The sequence below is a fragment of the Phaeobacter sp. BS52 genome (assembly GCF_045040595.1).
GTDB classification, from domain to species: Bacteria; Pseudomonadota; Alphaproteobacteria; order Rhodobacterales; family Rhodobacteraceae; genus Phaeobacter; species Phaeobacter piscinae.
Genome location: NZ_CP090662.1, coordinates 1,608,125 through 1,622,762, shown reverse-complemented (window position 1 = coordinate 1,622,762; position 14,638 = coordinate 1,608,125). Strand labels below are relative to the sequence as shown.

Here is a 14,638-nt window from a genome sequence, read left to right as displayed (position 1 = left end):
ACTTTTGCCCTGTGGATGCTATGACGCTGGCAAGAATTGCCGCAACCATTTGCCAAGATCAGGGACCCGAGTGATGAGCACTATTATCGATATCCACGCCCGTGAAATTCTGGACAGCCGGGGCAACCCGACTGTCGAGGTTGATGTCATGCTGGAAGACGGCACCATGGGCCGCGCCGCGGTGCCCTCCGGCGCCTCGACCGGGGCCTATGAGGCGGTGGAAAAGCGCGATGGCGACAAATCCCGCTATATGGGCAAAGGCGTACTGGAGGCGGTTGCTGCGGTGAATGGCGAGATCGCGGAGGAGCTGGTCGGCTTTGACGCGACTGAGCAGGTTGCTGTCGACATGGCGATGATTGAGCTGGACGGCACTGAGAACAAGGGTCGTCTGGGCGCGAATGCCATTCTGGGCGTGTCGATGGCCGTGGCCAAGGCCGCCGCTGATTTCACCACCCAGCCGCTTTATCGTTATATCGGCGGCACCTCGGCGCGGATGCTGCCAGTGCCGATGATGAACATCATCAACGGCGGCGAACACGCCGACAACCCGATCGACATTCAGGAATTCATGATTATGCCGGTGGCTGCGGAGAACATCCGCGACGCGGTGCGCATGGGCTCCGAGGTGTTCCACACCCTGAAGAAAGAGCTGTCGGCGGCGGGTCTTTCGACCGGGATCGGTGACGAGGGCGGCTTTGCCCCCAACATCGCCTCCACCCGCGAAGCGCTGGATTTCGTGCTGAAATCCATCGAGAAGGCGGGCTACAAACCGGGCGAGGAAATCTACCTGGCGCTCGATTGCGCCGCGACGGAATATTACAAGGACGGCAAATATGTCCTGTCGGGCGAGGGCAAAACCCTGTCGTCTGATGAGAATGTGGCCTATCTGGCGGCGCTGGTGAAGGACTACCCGATCATCTCCATCGAAGATGGCATGGGCGAGGACGACTGGGACGGCTGGAAGGCGCTGACCGATGAGCTGGGCGACAAGGTGCAGCTGGTGGGCGACGATCTGTTTGTGACCAACCCCGCACGTCTGGCCGATGGCATCGCGCGCGGCTGCGCCAACTCCATGCTGGTGAAGGTGAACCAGATCGGCACACTGACCGAGACGCTAAAGGCGGTCGATATGGCCCATCGCGCGCGCTACACCAATGTGATGTCGCACCGCTCGGGTGAGACTGAGGATGCCACCATTGCCGACCTCGCCGTGGCCACCAACTGCGGCCAGATCAAGACCGGGTCGCTGGCGCGGTCGGACCGGCTCGCCAAATACAACCAGCTGATCCGGATTGAGGAGCTGCTGGGGGAAGTGGCCGAATATGCGGGCCGCTCCATTCTGAAATAAGATCTGAGGCCGGGGCGTTTGCTCCGGCCTTTTTACTTGGTGTTTGTATTTGTGGTGTTTGACCATGCTTAAAAAAATTGCGCATTTTTTCATTCGACGCGCGGAGCGCCGGGTGGGTGTTTCTCTGGAGTATTCCCATGCGATTGCGGAGGCTGATTTTGGCCTGCTGACGCGTTACAATCGGGTCTTCGGGTTTCTGGATCCCAACCGTCATGTGCTGCAGCGGCGGCTTATCACGCGGCGCGGCTGACCGGTGCGTTGAGTGCGGATTGCGGCACCTGCGTTGAGGCGGAGATCAACCTGGCAAAAGCCGCAGGGCTGGCGCCGGAGCTGATCCAGTCGATCCTGACGGGGGGCACGCTGGAGCCGGAGCTGGAGGCGGTGGTGCGGCTTTCTGGGGCTGTGGCTGGTACGCGAACGGATGATCCGGAGGCACGGGAGATTGTGCGCGCGGCCTATGGCGAGACGGGGCTGATTGAGCTGAGTTTCGCCATGAACGGTGCAGCCATGCTGCCGGGGATCAAGCGCGCGATGGGCTATGCCACGGCCTGTGATCTGCAATTGATGCGCCGCTTGGCCTGAGGCGCGGCCGCCCCTCGCGTGGGGCGGCGATTTCAATCTGCGCCTTCTCGACGTCCTGTCCTAGGTAGGCCCCAACCGGGCAGCTGCTGGCGATGGGCCTGTCGTTCGGCCAGTTCAAGGCTCATTCTTCAAATATGTGCGAATAGCGCGCGTCTGTGGCCTTGTTCACAGACGCGTGAGGACGGCTGTGGCAGTCTCTGGGTCAGGCGCTACGGGGGTGGCGCTGGCTGAGGAGGGGGAAGACCATGCGTGTAAGACCACATCCGAAAGCCCGGCCAACCGTTTCGGTGACCAAGGCTGACGCAACAGTGCCGGTTGGCGCTGCTCTTGCGACGGCCGGTGCAGGAAGCTGGCTGCCCATCGGGATTGTTGTTGCGGTGGCGCTGCTGGCGGGATGCGCGGGGCCTGGGCGCTATCCGCTGAGCGGGCAGACTGTTGGGATGAGCGATCCGGTTCTTAGCCTGTCGATGACACAGGGCGCGACTGTTGCCGGGGGGCTTTGACGCGCGCTGCCAAGGGGGATCGACAGCATCTGGGCCCTCTCTCTGTTCCGGGGGGCCTGCGCCGACGGGGGGCGCGGCTTTTTCAGCCGTTGGCGAATGGGAAAGACCCTGAGGGCGGTTGGCTCTCAGGGTCTTTTTCGTCTGTATATTTCCATGTCGGGCCGTTTGGGTCGCGGTCAGACGTGGGGTGGCTGGTCGACCTGGGCCTTAGGGGCAGGCCGCCGTGTAATAGGTGCCATCGCCGCGCGAATAGGCGCATTGGCGGGACTGGTTGTTCTGGGCCACCACGGTGCCCGCCGCCGCGCCACCCAGGGCGGCAATCAGACGCCAGTCATCATCCGCCTTGAGCGCATCGGCGGCGATCAGACCGGCGGCGGCACCACCAGCGACCCCGGCGACGGTGCGTTGTTCGGGTGTGAGGTCAGAGCAGGCGGAGAGGGCCAGAGTGGCTGCGCTGAGCCCGGCGAGAATATGCGTTTTCATAAGGGTTCCTTTCCTGTCTTATATGCGGTCCTGTTGAGCCGGACGCACTTGGGTCGTGGCGGTCGCGATGATCTTGCGATGCGGAGCGACCGGATTGGAGTGGTCGCTGTGTGGTCTAAGGGTGGCCCCCGTCCGAGCAGAGACAGGGGGCCACGCCGCGCGGGGGGCGCGGTAGATCCGGTTGAATTCTGTGGCAGACCAGAGCCACCTCACCCCTGGGGAGGCTCTGGTCTGCTGGCCGGGTCTCACCCCTGATCCCCGGCCGGTTTGGCCATTGATGTGGCCGCAGCAGTCTGGATCTGGTCCCTCTCGGCTCCCCTAAGCCGGTGTTGAGGGGGCATATCCCATCGGAATGCGCCGGACCCATGCTGGTGTTTGTGCCGTCAGCTTTGCCTTGGCGACCACCCCGGTGGGTGGCCATACGTTGCGGCTTCTGCCGCTGTCTCAGTTGCGCTGCCAAAGCTCTCTCTGGCGGCGCGCTCCCACACGTCCCACGGTGTGTTCAATATCGGTCAGCGGTGCGGAAGACTGTCGGGTTCTGCCGTGCGCTGTCTGAGAAGGAACGCGCAACCTGTGCAAGGGTTCCCTCTGCGTGGGAAAAAACATGTGGAAAAACTGCTGCGGGCGCAGCGCGGGGCGACTGGACGGGTTGGTTTGGCCGCCCTGTCGTAGCCGTTAGGACCGCTCGCCCTGCGGCAGGATCAGAGCTTGCGGCTCATCAGCATGTAGGTGTCGCGCGGTTCAAACCGGGCACGGGCATAGAGGTTGCGGGCGGTCTCATCGGTTTTGTCAACTTCGAGATGCAGCGCCTTGATGCCAGCCGCTGCGAGGGTGCGGGGCAGGGCAAAGAGCACTTCGGTGGCGATGCCGCGCCCGCGCACCGGGGGGCGAATGAACAGCTCATCCACAAAGCCGTCCATGCCGCCAAACTCTACCGACCAGCTGAAGGTGACCACGATATAGCCCACTGGGGCGCGGGCGGGGCCGATCAGATAGACCGCGCCATAAGGTAAGCCCTCAAGCAGCGGTTCAATCGCGGCCCGCCGCAGCGTGTCATCGGAGGGGATCCCCATCTCGGCGTGGAAGGCGGCGACCAGATCCAGAACGCGGTCCAGATCTTCGGTGCGGGCGAGGTGCAATGCGGCGCTCATGAGGTTTCCTTTGCTGCCAGCGCGTTGATCGCGTGGGCTTCTGCCTTTTGCACCCAATCTGATTTGCAGTCACCATATCCGTGCATGTCGCCGGGGTGCAGCGCGGCACATTTGCCCTTGATCGCCGCATAGCCCGCCCGCAGTGCCGCGTTGGCCCGCAGCGCATCGCGAAAGGCGAGATGGCGGGTGATCTCGTCAGAGCCTGCGACATAACAATGGGCCTGCACCCGGCGTTTTCCGGTTTCTGGATCATCAGCGCGGCAGTAGCGCCGTCCGGGCAGGCCGAATTCACCCAGCCATTCGAAACCAAGCGCCTCAATTTGTGGGCGGGCGGCATCCATGGCCGCTTCGCTCTCAAAGACAGGTATGAGGTCAATGATGGGTTTGGCGGGCAGATCAGGCACCGAGGTCGACCCGATATGATGCACCGTCACCAAGCCGTCTATCCTGCTGTCTGACCAGCGGTCTGCTTCGGCCTTGGCTTGTGTCGGCCAGTTGGGATCTGGGGCAACGATCAGGCTCATAGCAGGGCCAATCGGCTGGTGATCAGATCGAAGAAGCCATCGGCCTCCAGATCGCCGATGAACAGCGCATTGGCCGGGCGGTCGGTGACCCCCCACCAATCGGCCACGGTCATGCCCAGCGTCAGCTCGGACGTGGTTTCCACCACAACATTGACATGGCGGCCCGAGAACAGCTCTGGTCGGATCAGATAGGCAATGACGCAAGGGTCATGCAGCGGGCCACCTTCGGAGCCGTATTTCTCCACATCAAAGCGTTCAAAGAAATCAAGCATCTCGGCGGTGAAACGCGCCACTTTGGTATCGAGGGCACGGATCCTTTCGACGCGTGCGCGGGTGGCGAGCGCCTTATGGGTGACATCCAGCGGCATCATGGTGACCGGCACACCTGATGTGAGCACTGCGGCGGCAGCCTCCGGGTCGACATAGATGTTGAATTCTGCTGCCGGGGTGATGTTGCCGACCTCGAAATAGGCACCACCCATCAACACGATTTCCTGCACGCGGTCCACGATATCGGGGGCCTTTTGAAAGGCGGCGGCGATATTGGTGAGCGGCCCCAGCGGGCAGAGCGTGACGGTGCCGGGCGCTTCGCGGCGCAGGGTGTCAATGATGAAATCAACGCCATGCGCCTCCGCCAGCGGCATGGTGGGATCCCACAGTTCGGGCCCGTCCAGACCGGTTTTGCCATGCACATGTTCGGCGGTGATCAGGGGCCGGTGCAAAGGGGCGTCACAGCCGGCGTGCACGGCGACATCCGGGCGGCCAGCCACCTCGCAGACGCGGCGCGCGTTGGTTTGGGTCAGGGCCAGAGGCACATTGCCAGCAACACAGGTTATGCCAAGCAGATCAATCTCTTGCGGGCTGGCCAGTGCCAGCAAAATGGCGACTGCGTCGTCCTGTCCGGGGTCGGTGTCGATGATAATCTTGCGCGCGCTCATGGGGCTGTCCTTCTGGTCGTCGCGCCGACCCTCGCAAGGGTGGCGGGCAATGTCCAGCGGTGGCGCGGGCTGCGGTCGGGAATTCGCCGGTTTCCTCCCACCCTCACACGGACAAAGGCGCGCCGGATATAGCGCGCCTTAGCGGTGGGTCTGGCTTGTGCAGAAGGATCAGGCGGCGGCTGCGCCCATGGTGTCGTCCATCGCAGAGAGCAGAATGCCCGCAATCACATCGAGCTCGTCGCGGCTGAGGCGCACAGGCAGGCGGACATCGCAGGCCTGCATCAGCATGGCGCGGGTCTGCGGCAGCTCCGGGATATCGCGCAGGAACTGCCAGTTCCAGAAGGCACGGGCATTGTCTGCTGAACGGCCGAAGATCTGTACCTTGACGCCCCGTGCCTCGGTTGCGGCGGCAAAGCGGGTGATCTCATCATGACTCATATCAACCAGATTGAACTGGATCGAATCCGGGGCGCGCTGCTCTGGTGCCAGCGGTGCGGGCACGTCGATATGCGGCGAGCGGTTCAGCTGATCGGCCACGTAGTCGTGGTTCTTCAGCCCATCGCGAACCCGGCGGGCCAGTTCCGGCAATTGCGGGCGGATCACCACAGCGGAAAGATTGCTCATCCGCAGATTATAAAGCGGCAGCTGGTTCTGCCACTTGGCAAAGGCCTGTTCCAGAGCACCGGTATTGTCCCCCGGCGCGGCTTTATGTTTCTTCCAATTGTGCTCATAGGCGCCGGACATGATCACCGCACGGGCCACCAGATCAGCATCATCGGTGACCAGAATGCCGCCTTCACCGGCGTTGATCATCTTGTAGGACTGGAAGGAGAAACAGCCGATCGCGCCGAGCGTGCCGATATTGCGGCCATGCCAGGTGGTGCCCAGTGAATGGGCGGCGTCTTCGACCACCGGAATGTCGCGGGCCTGACAAAGCGCCATGATCGCATCCATATCGGAGGTATGGCCGCGCATATGGCTGATGATCACGGCTTGCACATCGTCCAGCTTGGCCTCGAAATCAGCCATGTCGATGCGGTAGTTCGCGCCCACCTCGCAGAGCACCGGCACGCAGTCGGCATGCACAATGGAGGAGGGGACCGCCGCGAAGGTAAAGCCGGGGATCAGCACGCGCGCATCACGGGGCAGGTCCAGCGCCTTCAGCGACAGGAACAGGGCCGCCGAGCAAGACGACACCGCCAGCGCGTACTTGCTGCCAAGGAGCTGGGCGAATTCCTCCTCCAGCAGGGCGACGGGCGCATCCTGCGGCGCGGTATAGCGGAACAGATCGCCAGAGTGCATCAGCGCCTCAAGCGCGGCGCGCGCGGCCTCCGGGATGGGTTCTGCCTGATGGACATTCGGGACCTGCGACGGGGATGCCTGGCTCATATTTCAAAATCCTGAAGTTACCTTTTCAAAAATATAAAAGGTCTCAAGGCGAATGCCAAGCACCCCCGGACGGACTGGCGGGTTTTGGCGACGAATTTCACGAAACTGTTGCTTTGGGTCTGTCCGGGGCAAGAGGGAGCGCACCGCATTGGCGGGCGCCTTGCAGGATCTTTAGATACCCAGCCTGTCCCGCAGCGAATACCAGGTCATGGCCAAGGCCAGCAGCGGGCTGCGCATGGCCGCGCCGCCGGGGAAGGCGGGGGCGGGCACGCGGGACATTGTATCGAAGCCGTCACTGTCACCGGCGATGGCGCGCGCCATCAGCTGACCGGCGTGGGTGGCGGTGCCGACGCCATGGCCGGAATAGCCCGATGCGCTGAGGATATTCGGGGCAAGCCGGGCCAGATAGGGCATCCGTTTCAGGGTGATGGCCAAGGTACCGCCCCAGGCGTAGTCGATTTTTACATCACGCAGATGCGGGAAAATCTCCGTCATTGGCTTGCGCACGGTGGCGGCGATATCGCTGGGGAAGCGGTAGCCATAGCTCTCACCGCCGCCAAACAGCAATCTCCCGTCATGGCTGAGCCGGAAGTAGTTCACCACGAATTTGCTATCCGCCACCGCCACATCGCGGGCCAAGACACGGGCGGCCTGCTCGCCAAGAGGTTCGGTGGCAGCGATGAAATTGTTGATTGGCATCACCCGCGCGGCCACCTGCCGGTTGAGGCCGCCGAGATAGCCGTTGCAGGCCAGGATCAGATGGTCGGCGGTGACCTGCCCTTCGGCGGTGCGCAGGCGGATCTGCGCGCCGTCTTCGATGTCGAGCACTTCGCTGCCCTCGCAGATCTGCACCCCGCCTGCTGCGGCGGCACGGGCGAGGCCGAGGGCATAGGCCAACGGGTGCAAATGGGCCGCCCCGGTATCAAGCGAGCCGCCAACATAAGTAGGCGAGGGGCAGATCGCCTCCAGCCCGGCCTTGTCCAGCGCAGAAATCTCACCGTAGCCATAGCGGTTTTGCAGATGCTCGACATAGCGATGTTCGTCGTCGACTTCCGCTTTGGAGAAACAGGCATGGGCGATGCCGGGTTTCAGGTGGCAGTCGATGTCGTGGCGGGTGATCAGGGATTTCACCAGATCCTTGGCCTCCTCAGCCAGAGACCAGAGTTTGGCGGCGTCGGCATCGCCCATGAGCTTTTCCAGCCCATCCTGCTCCATGCGCTGGCCGCTGCCCAGCTGACCGCCGTTGCGGCCCGAGGCGCCAAAGCCGACACGGTTGGCCTCCAGCAGGATGACCGAGCGCCCGGCCTCCGCCAGATGCAATGCGGCGGAGAGGCCGGTGTAGCCGCCGCCAACAACGCAGACATCGGCGCCGAGCATCACCTTGCAAGGGGGCAAAGGGCGCGAGCGGGGTGGCGGTGGCGGCGTACCAGCTGTTGGGATAGGTCCCCTTGCGGTCATTGGAGTAAAGCAGGTTCAACGCCATGGCACACCTCAATCCCCGGCAGGCGCCGCCTATACTGCGAAGCGCAACTGCCTGTCATCTTTCCATAAATACTCACCAGCGCTGACATCTCCCAGGACGCCAGCGCTGAGAATGTTAGACGTTCAGCAGCAGATGCTCCCGCTCCCAGGGGGAGATCACCTGCAGGAACTCGTCATATTCGGCGCGTTTCACGATGGAATAGACGCGGGCAAATTCCGGCCCCAGCACCTCATGCAGGTCTGTGGCTTCCTCAAAGAGGTCGAGCGCCTGACCCATCACCTGGGGGATATCGCCGTCACCGGCGTAGGCGTCTCCCTTGAACTGCTTGCGGGGGCGTTCCTCGCGGGTGAGACCGAGATAACCACAGGCCAGGGACAGCGCGATGCCCAGATAGGGGTTGCAGTCCATACCGGCGATGCGGTTTTCCACGCGCCGCGCTTCGGGGCCGGAGAGGGGCACCCGGATGCCGGTGGTGCGGTTGTCGCGCGCCCATTCCAGATTGATCGGGGCGGCCTGTTCCTTCACGTAGCGGCGATAGGAATTCACATAAGGCGCCATCACCGCGAGACCGGCGGGCAGGTGGTTCTGCAACCCGCCGATGAAGTGGTAAAACGCATCCGTCTCGCCGCCTTGTGGACCGGAGAAGATATTGTCGCCGCTCTCCATGTCGATGATCGAGTGATGGATATGCATGGCAGAGCCGGGTTCATCGGCAATGGGCTTGGCCATGAAAGTGGCAAAACAGTCGTGGCGTAGCGCGGCCTCGCGGATCAGCCGTTTGAAATAGAACACCTCATCCGCCAGCTTCACCGGATCGCCATGGCGCAGGTTAATTTCCAGCTGCCCGGCACCGCCTTCCTGGGTGATGCCGTCGATTTCAAAGCCCTGATGTTCGGCGAAATCATAGATATCGTCGATCACCGGTCCGAATTCGTCCACGGCGGTCATGGAATAGGCCTGGCGGGCGGCGGCCGGACGGCCGGAACGGCCCATCATCGGTTCGATCCCGCGCGCAGGATCAGTGTTGCGGGCGACCAGAAAGAACTCCATCTCCGGTGCCACAACCGGATCCCAGCCGCGATCATGATAGAGTTGAACCACCCGTTTCAGCACATTGCGTGGGCTGAAGGGGATCGGTTTGTGATCGCGGTCATAGGCGTCGTGAATGACTTGCAGCGTCCAGTCACCGGTCCATGGGGCGGCGGTGGCGGTGGACATGTCCGGTTTCAGGATCATGTCCTTTTCGATCCAGCCATCGTCATCCGCTGCCTCGGCCCAATCGCCGGTGATGGTCTGGTAGAAGATGCTGTCGGGCAGGTGGAAATAATCCTGCTTGGCAAATTTGGACGCTGGCACCGCCTTGCCCCGGGCGATGCCCGGCAGATCCGAGATGATGCATTCAACCTCGTCGAGACGACGGCCCTCCAGATAGGTTTTTGCAGCTTCGGGAAGGGTGTCGAGCCAGGCTGACATCAGGTCCTCTCTTTCTGGAAGAAGGCATTGAGGAAGGTTGCGATTTCACCCGATTGGACCGGGTGGTGTAATTCTGTGCTGGCGGCATCCAGGATCGCATCCGGCACCACGCCGCGTCCGCGGCTGTCGATCAGACCGCCTACAAAGCTGCTGGCGAATTCGGGATGCGGTTGCAGGGTCCAGATGTGATCACCATAGGCGAGGATACCGTTCTTGCAGTGGTCGTTTCCGGCCAGCACCCGCGCACCCTCGGGCAGGGCGGTGACCTGATCCTGATGCCACGCATTGAGCCGCAGCGGTTTGCCATCCATCTGATAGGTGACCGGGCCGACGGCCCAGCCGCCGGCAAATTTCTCAACCTTGCCGCCAAGTGCCTGCGCAATGATCTGGTGGCCAAAGCAGATGCCGACCAGTGGCTGTTTGCGGGCGTGGATCTCGCGGATCAGATCCTCTAGCGGGGGGATCCAGTCGTGGTCTTCATAGGCGCCATGTTTGGAGCCGGTGATCAGCCAGCCGTCTGCTGCGTCGGCGCCGCTGGGAAAGACGTTGTCGACCACCGCGTAGGTGTCAAAGTCAAAATCGCCGTCGGCCAGCAGGTTGCGGAACATCTGGTCATAGTTGCCCGAGTTGCCGATCAGGTTTTCGGGCGCGTGGCCGGTTTGCAGAATGCCGATTTTCATGGGTCACCAAATTTGATCAAATTAAGCCTAGCCGAGGTCCGCAACTCAGGCAAGCGCTTGATGCGGAGCGTTGTGGGCTTTGACAGGCTGATGTCATACCGCCTCAAGCCAGGACAGCCAATGGCTCTCCGCCGGGCGCTCGGCAAAGCCTGCCAGCTCCTGACGTTTCATCATCACCAGATTGCGGATCACCCGGTCGGGCAGGATCCGTGCGATCAGCGGGTCACTGTCGAAGAGGTCGATCGCGGCGTTCCAGTCGGGGGCCAGCTGCGGCAACCCGTCAATCTCATAGATGTTGCCCTCGGACGGGGCAGGGGGCGTGGCGGCGTCCTCGATCCCGGCGAGCGCGGCGCCGAGCACCACGGAAAGCATCAGATAGGGGTTGATATCGCCGCCAGCGACCCGGTGTTCAATGCGGCGCGCCTTGGGGCTGCCGCCGGGGATACGGATTGCGGCGGTGCGGTTTTCATAGGCCCAGGCGGCGCTGACGGGCGCATGGGCCCCCGGCACCAGCCGGTCATAGGAATTGCCGTGTGGGGCCAGGATCAGCGTGCTGGCGGGCATCGCGGTGAGGCAGCCGGCCACCGCGTTCATCAGCAGATCCGAGCCGCGTTCGGTGCCATCGTTGAAGATATTGTTGCCGCCCTCATCCTCGACCGAGAAATGCACATGCATGCCGTTTCCAGCCTCTTCGGCATAGGGCTTGGCCATGAATGTGGCGGCAAAACCGTGCTTGCGGGCCAGACCTTTGACCAAGGCCTTGAACAGCCAGGCATCATCGGCGGCGCGCATGGCATCCTGATGGTTGAGGTTGATTTCAAACTGGCCCAGCCCCGCCTCCGAAATGGCGGATTGGGCGGGAATGCCCATCGCCTCCGACCCTTCATAGAGGTCGGTGAAAAACGCATCAAAGGCATCAAGTTCCGCGACCGACAGGACCGACTGCTGATCCAGCTCCCGGCCTGTGAGCGGGTCGATGGGCGGGGCTCAGCTGTGCGCCGCTGTCATCCAGCAGGCTGAACTCCATTTCGGTGGCGGCGACAACGCGCCAGCCGCGCTGCTGGTAGCGGGTCAGCACATCGGCCAACACATGACGCGGGTCGCCCATGAAGGGGCGGCCGTCTTCCCAGTACATCGCCATCGGGACCAGCGCGGATGGGTTGGCCAGCCAGGGCATCGGGACGGCGCCACGTTCGGTTGGCAGCATCACGCCATCGGCGTCGCCGGTCTCAAACACCAGCGGGTTGTCTTCGACATCGCGGCCCCAAAGATCGACGTTGAGGGTAGAGATCGGCATCCGTGCGGCGCCATCTGCCAGCTTGTCTGCCAGCCCCACGGGCATACGCTTGCCACGCATCTGCCCGTTCAGGTCACAGGCGGCGATGCGGATAGTGCGCAGATGAGACAGATCCATCGGAGGCTCCCTAGTTGATTGCCCCATTACTAAAGCAGGATCCGCGAGACGCAAAGAAAATTTGATCAAAAGTTTTGTTGACCCGATCACAGGCACCGGCAGGGCAAAGAAAAAGGCGCCGCAGTGGGCGCCTTTGGGTTGCTGGGTTCCAGCAAGTTGATCAGCGGATCAGGTTGGGCCTGTAGCGGATCTTGCGGCGTTTTTCCTGCGGCAGATGGGCGTTCAGCCGGGTGTTGATCACGCCGAAGATGCCAATCACCACCAGCGTCAGCAGGATGAAATAGAAGGCCAGGATCGGGTAGGGCACGAAGGGGTTGAACGTCTTATCCGCGAAATAGCTGGCGTAATAGAGCGCATCGCCGCGCTGTTGCCAGGCCGGGAACCCGGAGAAAAACACCAGCGTGGTGGCATGGAACAGGAAGATCGCCTCATTCGTATAGGACGGCCAAGCCAGACGCATCATTGTTGGCCACATGATTCGGCGAAAGCGGGTCCAGCCGGACAGCCCATAGGCATCTGCCGCCTCGATATCGCCCTTGGGGATCGAGCGCAGCGCGCCGTAGAAGATCTCGGCGGAATAGGCGGCGGTGTTGAGGATCAGCACGATCAGCGCGCCAAGCCAGGCCGCCGACAGCGGATTGAAGATTGGCGAGACCGACTTCAGCTGCAGGAACAGGAAGTAGGCAAAAAAGAACTGGATGAACAGCGGCGAACCACGGAAGATGAAGATGAACCATTCAGCGGTTTTGCGCAGCGGCGTTGAGGTAGAGTTCTTGGCCAGTGCCACGCCATTGGCGATGACAAAGCCGATGACGACGGCGATAGCGCCGAAGTAGATGTTCCACAGCATGCCCGAGCCGATGAGGACAAACTGGTCGCAGAGGGTGAAATCGCTGCGGGGCAACATGCGTTCGCCGATGCCGAGTGCGCGCAGGCCGTAGTCCTGAAGGGTCTGAATACAGCTCATGACGCTTTCCTTTGCGCTTCACCTGCGAGGGTGGCCTGACCATGGGCGAGCCGGGTGCGGATACGTTCGAGCACGACTTCGGAGAGTTTGGTAAAGGCGAGGTAGAACACCAGCAGGCCGAGGAAATACCACATCCGCCAGTCGCCATGGGGGTAATCGGTGAAGCGGGCGGTTTTGGAGCCGCCAAGCTCACGCGCCCAGTAGACGATATCCTCAACTCCGAGAAGGAACAGCAGCGGCGTGGCCTTGATCAGCACCATCCACAGGTTGGACAGGCCAGGCAGCGCATAGGTCCACATCTGCGGTACCAGAATGCGCCAGAAGGCCTGACGATGGGTCATGCCATAGGCTTCGGCGGTCTCAATCTGGGCACGGGGCACGGCCCGCATCGCGCCAAACAGCACGTTGGCTGCAAAGGCGCCGAACACGATGGCAAAGGTCACTACCGCTAGCGAGAAGCCGTAGACCTCGTGGATCCACTGATCGGAGGAGCTGAGCGGCATCTTGGCGATGTCACAGACAACGAAGTCATTGCCCTGCCGTACGGGCGCGTCCCAGTCGGGGCATTTCACCTGATGGCGCAGATATTCAATGCCCTGATCCAATGCGATCACGAAAAACAGGAAAAATGCGATGTCCGGCACGCCGCGCACCACAGCGATATAGGCCTTCCCGAGCCAGGAGAGCGGTGTGAAATGCGACCGGGCGGCCATGGCGCCGCCGAAGCCAAACGCCAGTGCTGCCGGTGCGGTGACGGCCAGAAGCAGCAGCACCGTCCCAAAGGAGGCGTAGAAAGCAAAATGCTTGCCGGTGGTCAGGTAACAGCTCAGCCACTGGAAACCCTCCAGGCTGGCCGGATCAGAGCAAAAGGAGAAAATGGCGGGCCTCGTTCGGACAAGGACGGGTCAGGGGCACCGATGGGGCCGGGACCGGTCAAGGGTGAAGGGGGGCATGGCGCCCCCCTTCTTTGATATCAGGATGATGCGAGGGCTCAGAACTGGCCTTCGATTTCCCATTTTTCTAGCAGAGCGTTCAGGGAGCCGTCTGCCTTCATCGATTCGATGGCCACGTCGAACTTGCCGCGCAGCTCGTCATCGGACTTGCGGAACGCCATGCCGATGCCGTCGCCCAAGAGGACGTCATCTGCGACAAATTCCATCTCGGTTTCGCCCACGATCGGGATCAGGAAGTCCTTGTCGGCCATGACCGCGTCCACTTCGCCTGCTTTCACAGCGGCAACCGTTTCATCCGGAGTGGGAAATTCAACCAGGGTGGCACCGGTGGAGGCGACATGGGCGGCCTGAATGGTGGAGGCCTGAGCTGCCACCACGGCGCTGTTCACATCCACATCAGCCGACATCGCCGCATAGGCGGAGGGCGACGGGCGGGTGTAGCCGGTGGTGAAGTTCACAACTTCCTTACGCTCGGCCGTGATCGACATGCCGGCGATGATGGTGTCGTAGTTGCCGGACAGCAGGTTGGGGATGATCGAATCCCAGTCGTTGGTGACCCATTCGCAGTCCAGCTCAGCGCGCTTGCACAGCTCGTCGCCCAGCTCACGCTCAAAACCGTCAACCTGACCGTCATCGTTCAGGAAGTTATACGGAGGGTAGGCGCCTTCGGTGCCCAGACGGACAGTGTCCGCCATTGCGATGCCTGCAGTGAGGGCCAGGGCTGCGGTGCCGAGGATAAGAGATTTCATG

14 protein-coding genes and 2 pseudogenes are annotated in these 14,638 nt (G+C 62.2%); 4 read left to right on the top strand and 12 right to left on the bottom strand.

Annotation, left to right across the window (positions count from 1 at the left end; genetic code table 11):
- Positions 1-73: 73 nt before the first annotated feature.
- From eno to L0Z65_RS07865, 4 genes are all read left to right on the top strand, one after another.
- Positions 74-1,348: a phosphopyruvate hydratase gene (gene eno / locus L0Z65_RS07880; RefSeq protein WP_040173008.1), complete on the top strand. Its 1,275-nt coding sequence runs from the start codon at positions 74-76 to the stop codon at positions 1,346-1,348.
- Between the two features lie 64 nt (positions 1,349-1,412).
- The gene (locus tag L0Z65_RS07875; RefSeq protein ID WP_405112175.1) at positions 1,413-1,598 is read left to right on the top strand and encodes a hypothetical protein; all 186 of its coding nucleotides are present in this window, start codon (positions 1,413-1,415) and stop codon (positions 1,596-1,598) included.
- Positions 1,599-1,606: 8 nt separating this feature from the next.
- Positions 1,607-1,930: a hypothetical protein gene (locus L0Z65_RS07870; protein ID WP_405112172.1), complete on the top strand. Its 324-nt coding sequence runs from the start codon at positions 1,607-1,609 to the stop codon at positions 1,928-1,930.
- A 245-nt stretch (positions 1,931-2,175) separates the two neighbouring features.
- Positions 2,176-2,433 carry a hypothetical protein gene (locus tag L0Z65_RS07865; RefSeq protein WP_040177992.1) on the top strand — a complete coding sequence of 86 codons (258 nt, stop codon included), beginning with the start codon at positions 2,176-2,178 and terminating at the stop codon, positions 2,431-2,433.
- Positions 2,434-2,640: 207 nt separating this feature from the next.
- On the opposite strand, the gene L0Z65_RS07860 is transcribed toward L0Z65_RS07865, so the two are convergent.
- From L0Z65_RS07860 to L0Z65_RS07805, 12 genes and pseudogenes are all read right to left on the bottom strand, one after another.
- Complete coding sequence (locus L0Z65_RS07860; RefSeq protein WP_024097740.1) at positions 2,641-2,916, bottom strand: glycine zipper 2TM domain-containing protein; 276 nt, start codon at positions 2,914-2,916, stop codon at positions 2,641-2,643.
- Positions 2,917-3,617: 701 nt separating this feature from the next.
- Positions 3,618-4,067 (bottom strand): GNAT family N-acetyltransferase, encoded by a 450-nt coding sequence (locus tag L0Z65_RS07855; protein ID WP_405112168.1) that lies wholly within the window; start codon positions 4,065-4,067, stop codon positions 3,618-3,620.
- On the bottom strand, positions 4,064-4,591 hold the full coding sequence (locus L0Z65_RS07850) for a GrpB family protein (RefSeq protein ID WP_405112165.1): 528 nt from the start codon (positions 4,589-4,591) through the stop codon (positions 4,064-4,066). The genes L0Z65_RS07855 and L0Z65_RS07850 overlap by 4 nt, the downstream gene beginning before the upstream one ends.
- Positions 4,588-5,529 (bottom strand): nucleoside hydrolase, encoded by a 942-nt coding sequence (locus L0Z65_RS07845; protein WP_405112162.1) that lies wholly within the window; start codon positions 5,527-5,529, stop codon positions 4,588-4,590. Before L0Z65_RS07845 ends, L0Z65_RS07850 begins: the two co-directional genes overlap by 4 nt.
- 168 nt (positions 5,530-5,697) lie before the next feature.
- Entirely contained in the window at positions 5,698-6,918 is a 1,221-nt protein-coding gene (locus L0Z65_RS07840; RefSeq protein WP_040177997.1) for a DegT/DnrJ/EryC1/StrS aminotransferase family protein, read from the bottom strand.
- Positions 6,919-7,089: 171 nt separating this feature from the next.
- Positions 7,090-8,401 (bottom strand): annotated as a pseudogene (locus tag L0Z65_RS07835) (NAD(P)/FAD-dependent oxidoreductase).
- Between the two features lie 114 nt (positions 8,402-8,515).
- Positions 8,516-9,874: a glutamine synthetase family protein gene (locus L0Z65_RS07830; RefSeq protein WP_040177998.1), complete on the bottom strand. Its 1,359-nt coding sequence runs from the start codon at positions 9,872-9,874 to the stop codon at positions 8,516-8,518.
- On the bottom strand, positions 9,874-10,554 hold the full coding sequence (locus L0Z65_RS07825) for a type 1 glutamine amidotransferase (protein WP_405112158.1): 681 nt from the start codon (positions 10,552-10,554) through the stop codon (positions 9,874-9,876). Before L0Z65_RS07825 ends, L0Z65_RS07830 begins: the two co-directional genes overlap by 1 nt.
- A 93-nt stretch (positions 10,555-10,647) precedes the next feature.
- Positions 10,648-11,968, bottom strand: a pseudogene (locus tag L0Z65_RS07820) (glutamine synthetase family protein).
- 160 nt (positions 11,969-12,128) lie between these two features.
- A complete protein-coding gene (locus L0Z65_RS07815; RefSeq protein ID WP_405112155.1) occupies positions 12,129-12,935 on the bottom strand; it encodes an ABC transporter permease in 807 nt (268 codons plus the stop codon).
- Positions 12,932-13,813: an ABC transporter permease gene (locus tag L0Z65_RS07810; RefSeq protein ID WP_405112495.1), complete on the bottom strand. Its 882-nt coding sequence runs from the start codon at positions 13,811-13,813 to the stop codon at positions 12,932-12,934. The genes L0Z65_RS07815 and L0Z65_RS07810 overlap by 4 nt, the downstream gene beginning before the upstream one ends.
- 113 nt (positions 13,814-13,926) lie before the next feature.
- Entirely contained in the window at positions 13,927-14,637 is a 711-nt protein-coding gene (locus L0Z65_RS07805; RefSeq protein ID WP_014874269.1) for a transporter substrate-binding domain-containing protein, read from the bottom strand.
- Position 14,638: the final 1 nt, after the last annotated feature.

Bases quoted from the DNA above. Each gene is read 5' to 3' on its own strand.
- L0Z65_RS07865 (WP_040177992.1), top strand. From the start codon at position 2,176: ATGCGTGTAAGACCACATCCGAAAGCCCGGCCAACCGTTTCGGTGACC.
- L0Z65_RS07850 (WP_405112165.1), bottom strand. From the start codon at position 4,591: ATGAGCCTGATCGTTGCCCCAGATCCCAACTGGCCGACACAAGCCAAG.
- L0Z65_RS07815 (WP_405112155.1), bottom strand. From the start codon at position 12,935: ATGAGCTGTATTCAGACCCTTCAGGACTACGGCCTGCGCGCACTCGGC.
- L0Z65_RS07855 (WP_405112168.1), bottom strand. From the start codon at position 4,067: ATGAGCGCCGCATTGCACCTCGCCCGCACCGAAGATCTGGACCGCGTT.
- L0Z65_RS07825 (WP_405112158.1), bottom strand. From the start codon at position 10,554: ATGAAAATCGGCATTCTGCAAACCGGCCACGCGCCCGAAAACCTGATC.
- L0Z65_RS07805 (WP_014874269.1), bottom strand. From the start codon at position 14,637: ATGAAATCTCTTATCCTCGGCACCGCAGCCCTGGCCCTCACTGCAGGC.
- eno (WP_040173008.1), top strand. From the start codon at position 74: ATGAGCACTATTATCGATATCCACGCCCGTGAAATTCTGGACAGCCGG.
- L0Z65_RS07875 (WP_405112175.1), top strand. From the start codon at position 1,413: ATGCTTAAAAAAATTGCGCATTTTTTCATTCGACGCGCGGAGCGCCGG.
- L0Z65_RS07845 (WP_405112162.1), bottom strand. From the start codon at position 5,529: ATGAGCGCGCGCAAGATTATCATCGACACCGACCCCGGACAGGACGAC.
- L0Z65_RS07830 (WP_040177998.1), bottom strand. From the start codon at position 9,874: ATGTCAGCCTGGCTCGACACCCTTCCCGAAGCTGCAAAAACCTATCTG.
- L0Z65_RS07840 (WP_040177997.1), bottom strand. From the start codon at position 6,918: ATGAGCCAGGCATCCCCGTCGCAGGTCCCGAATGTCCATCAGGCAGAA.
- L0Z65_RS07860 (WP_024097740.1), bottom strand. From the start codon at position 2,916: ATGAAAACGCATATTCTCGCCGGGCTCAGCGCAGCCACTCTGGCCCTC.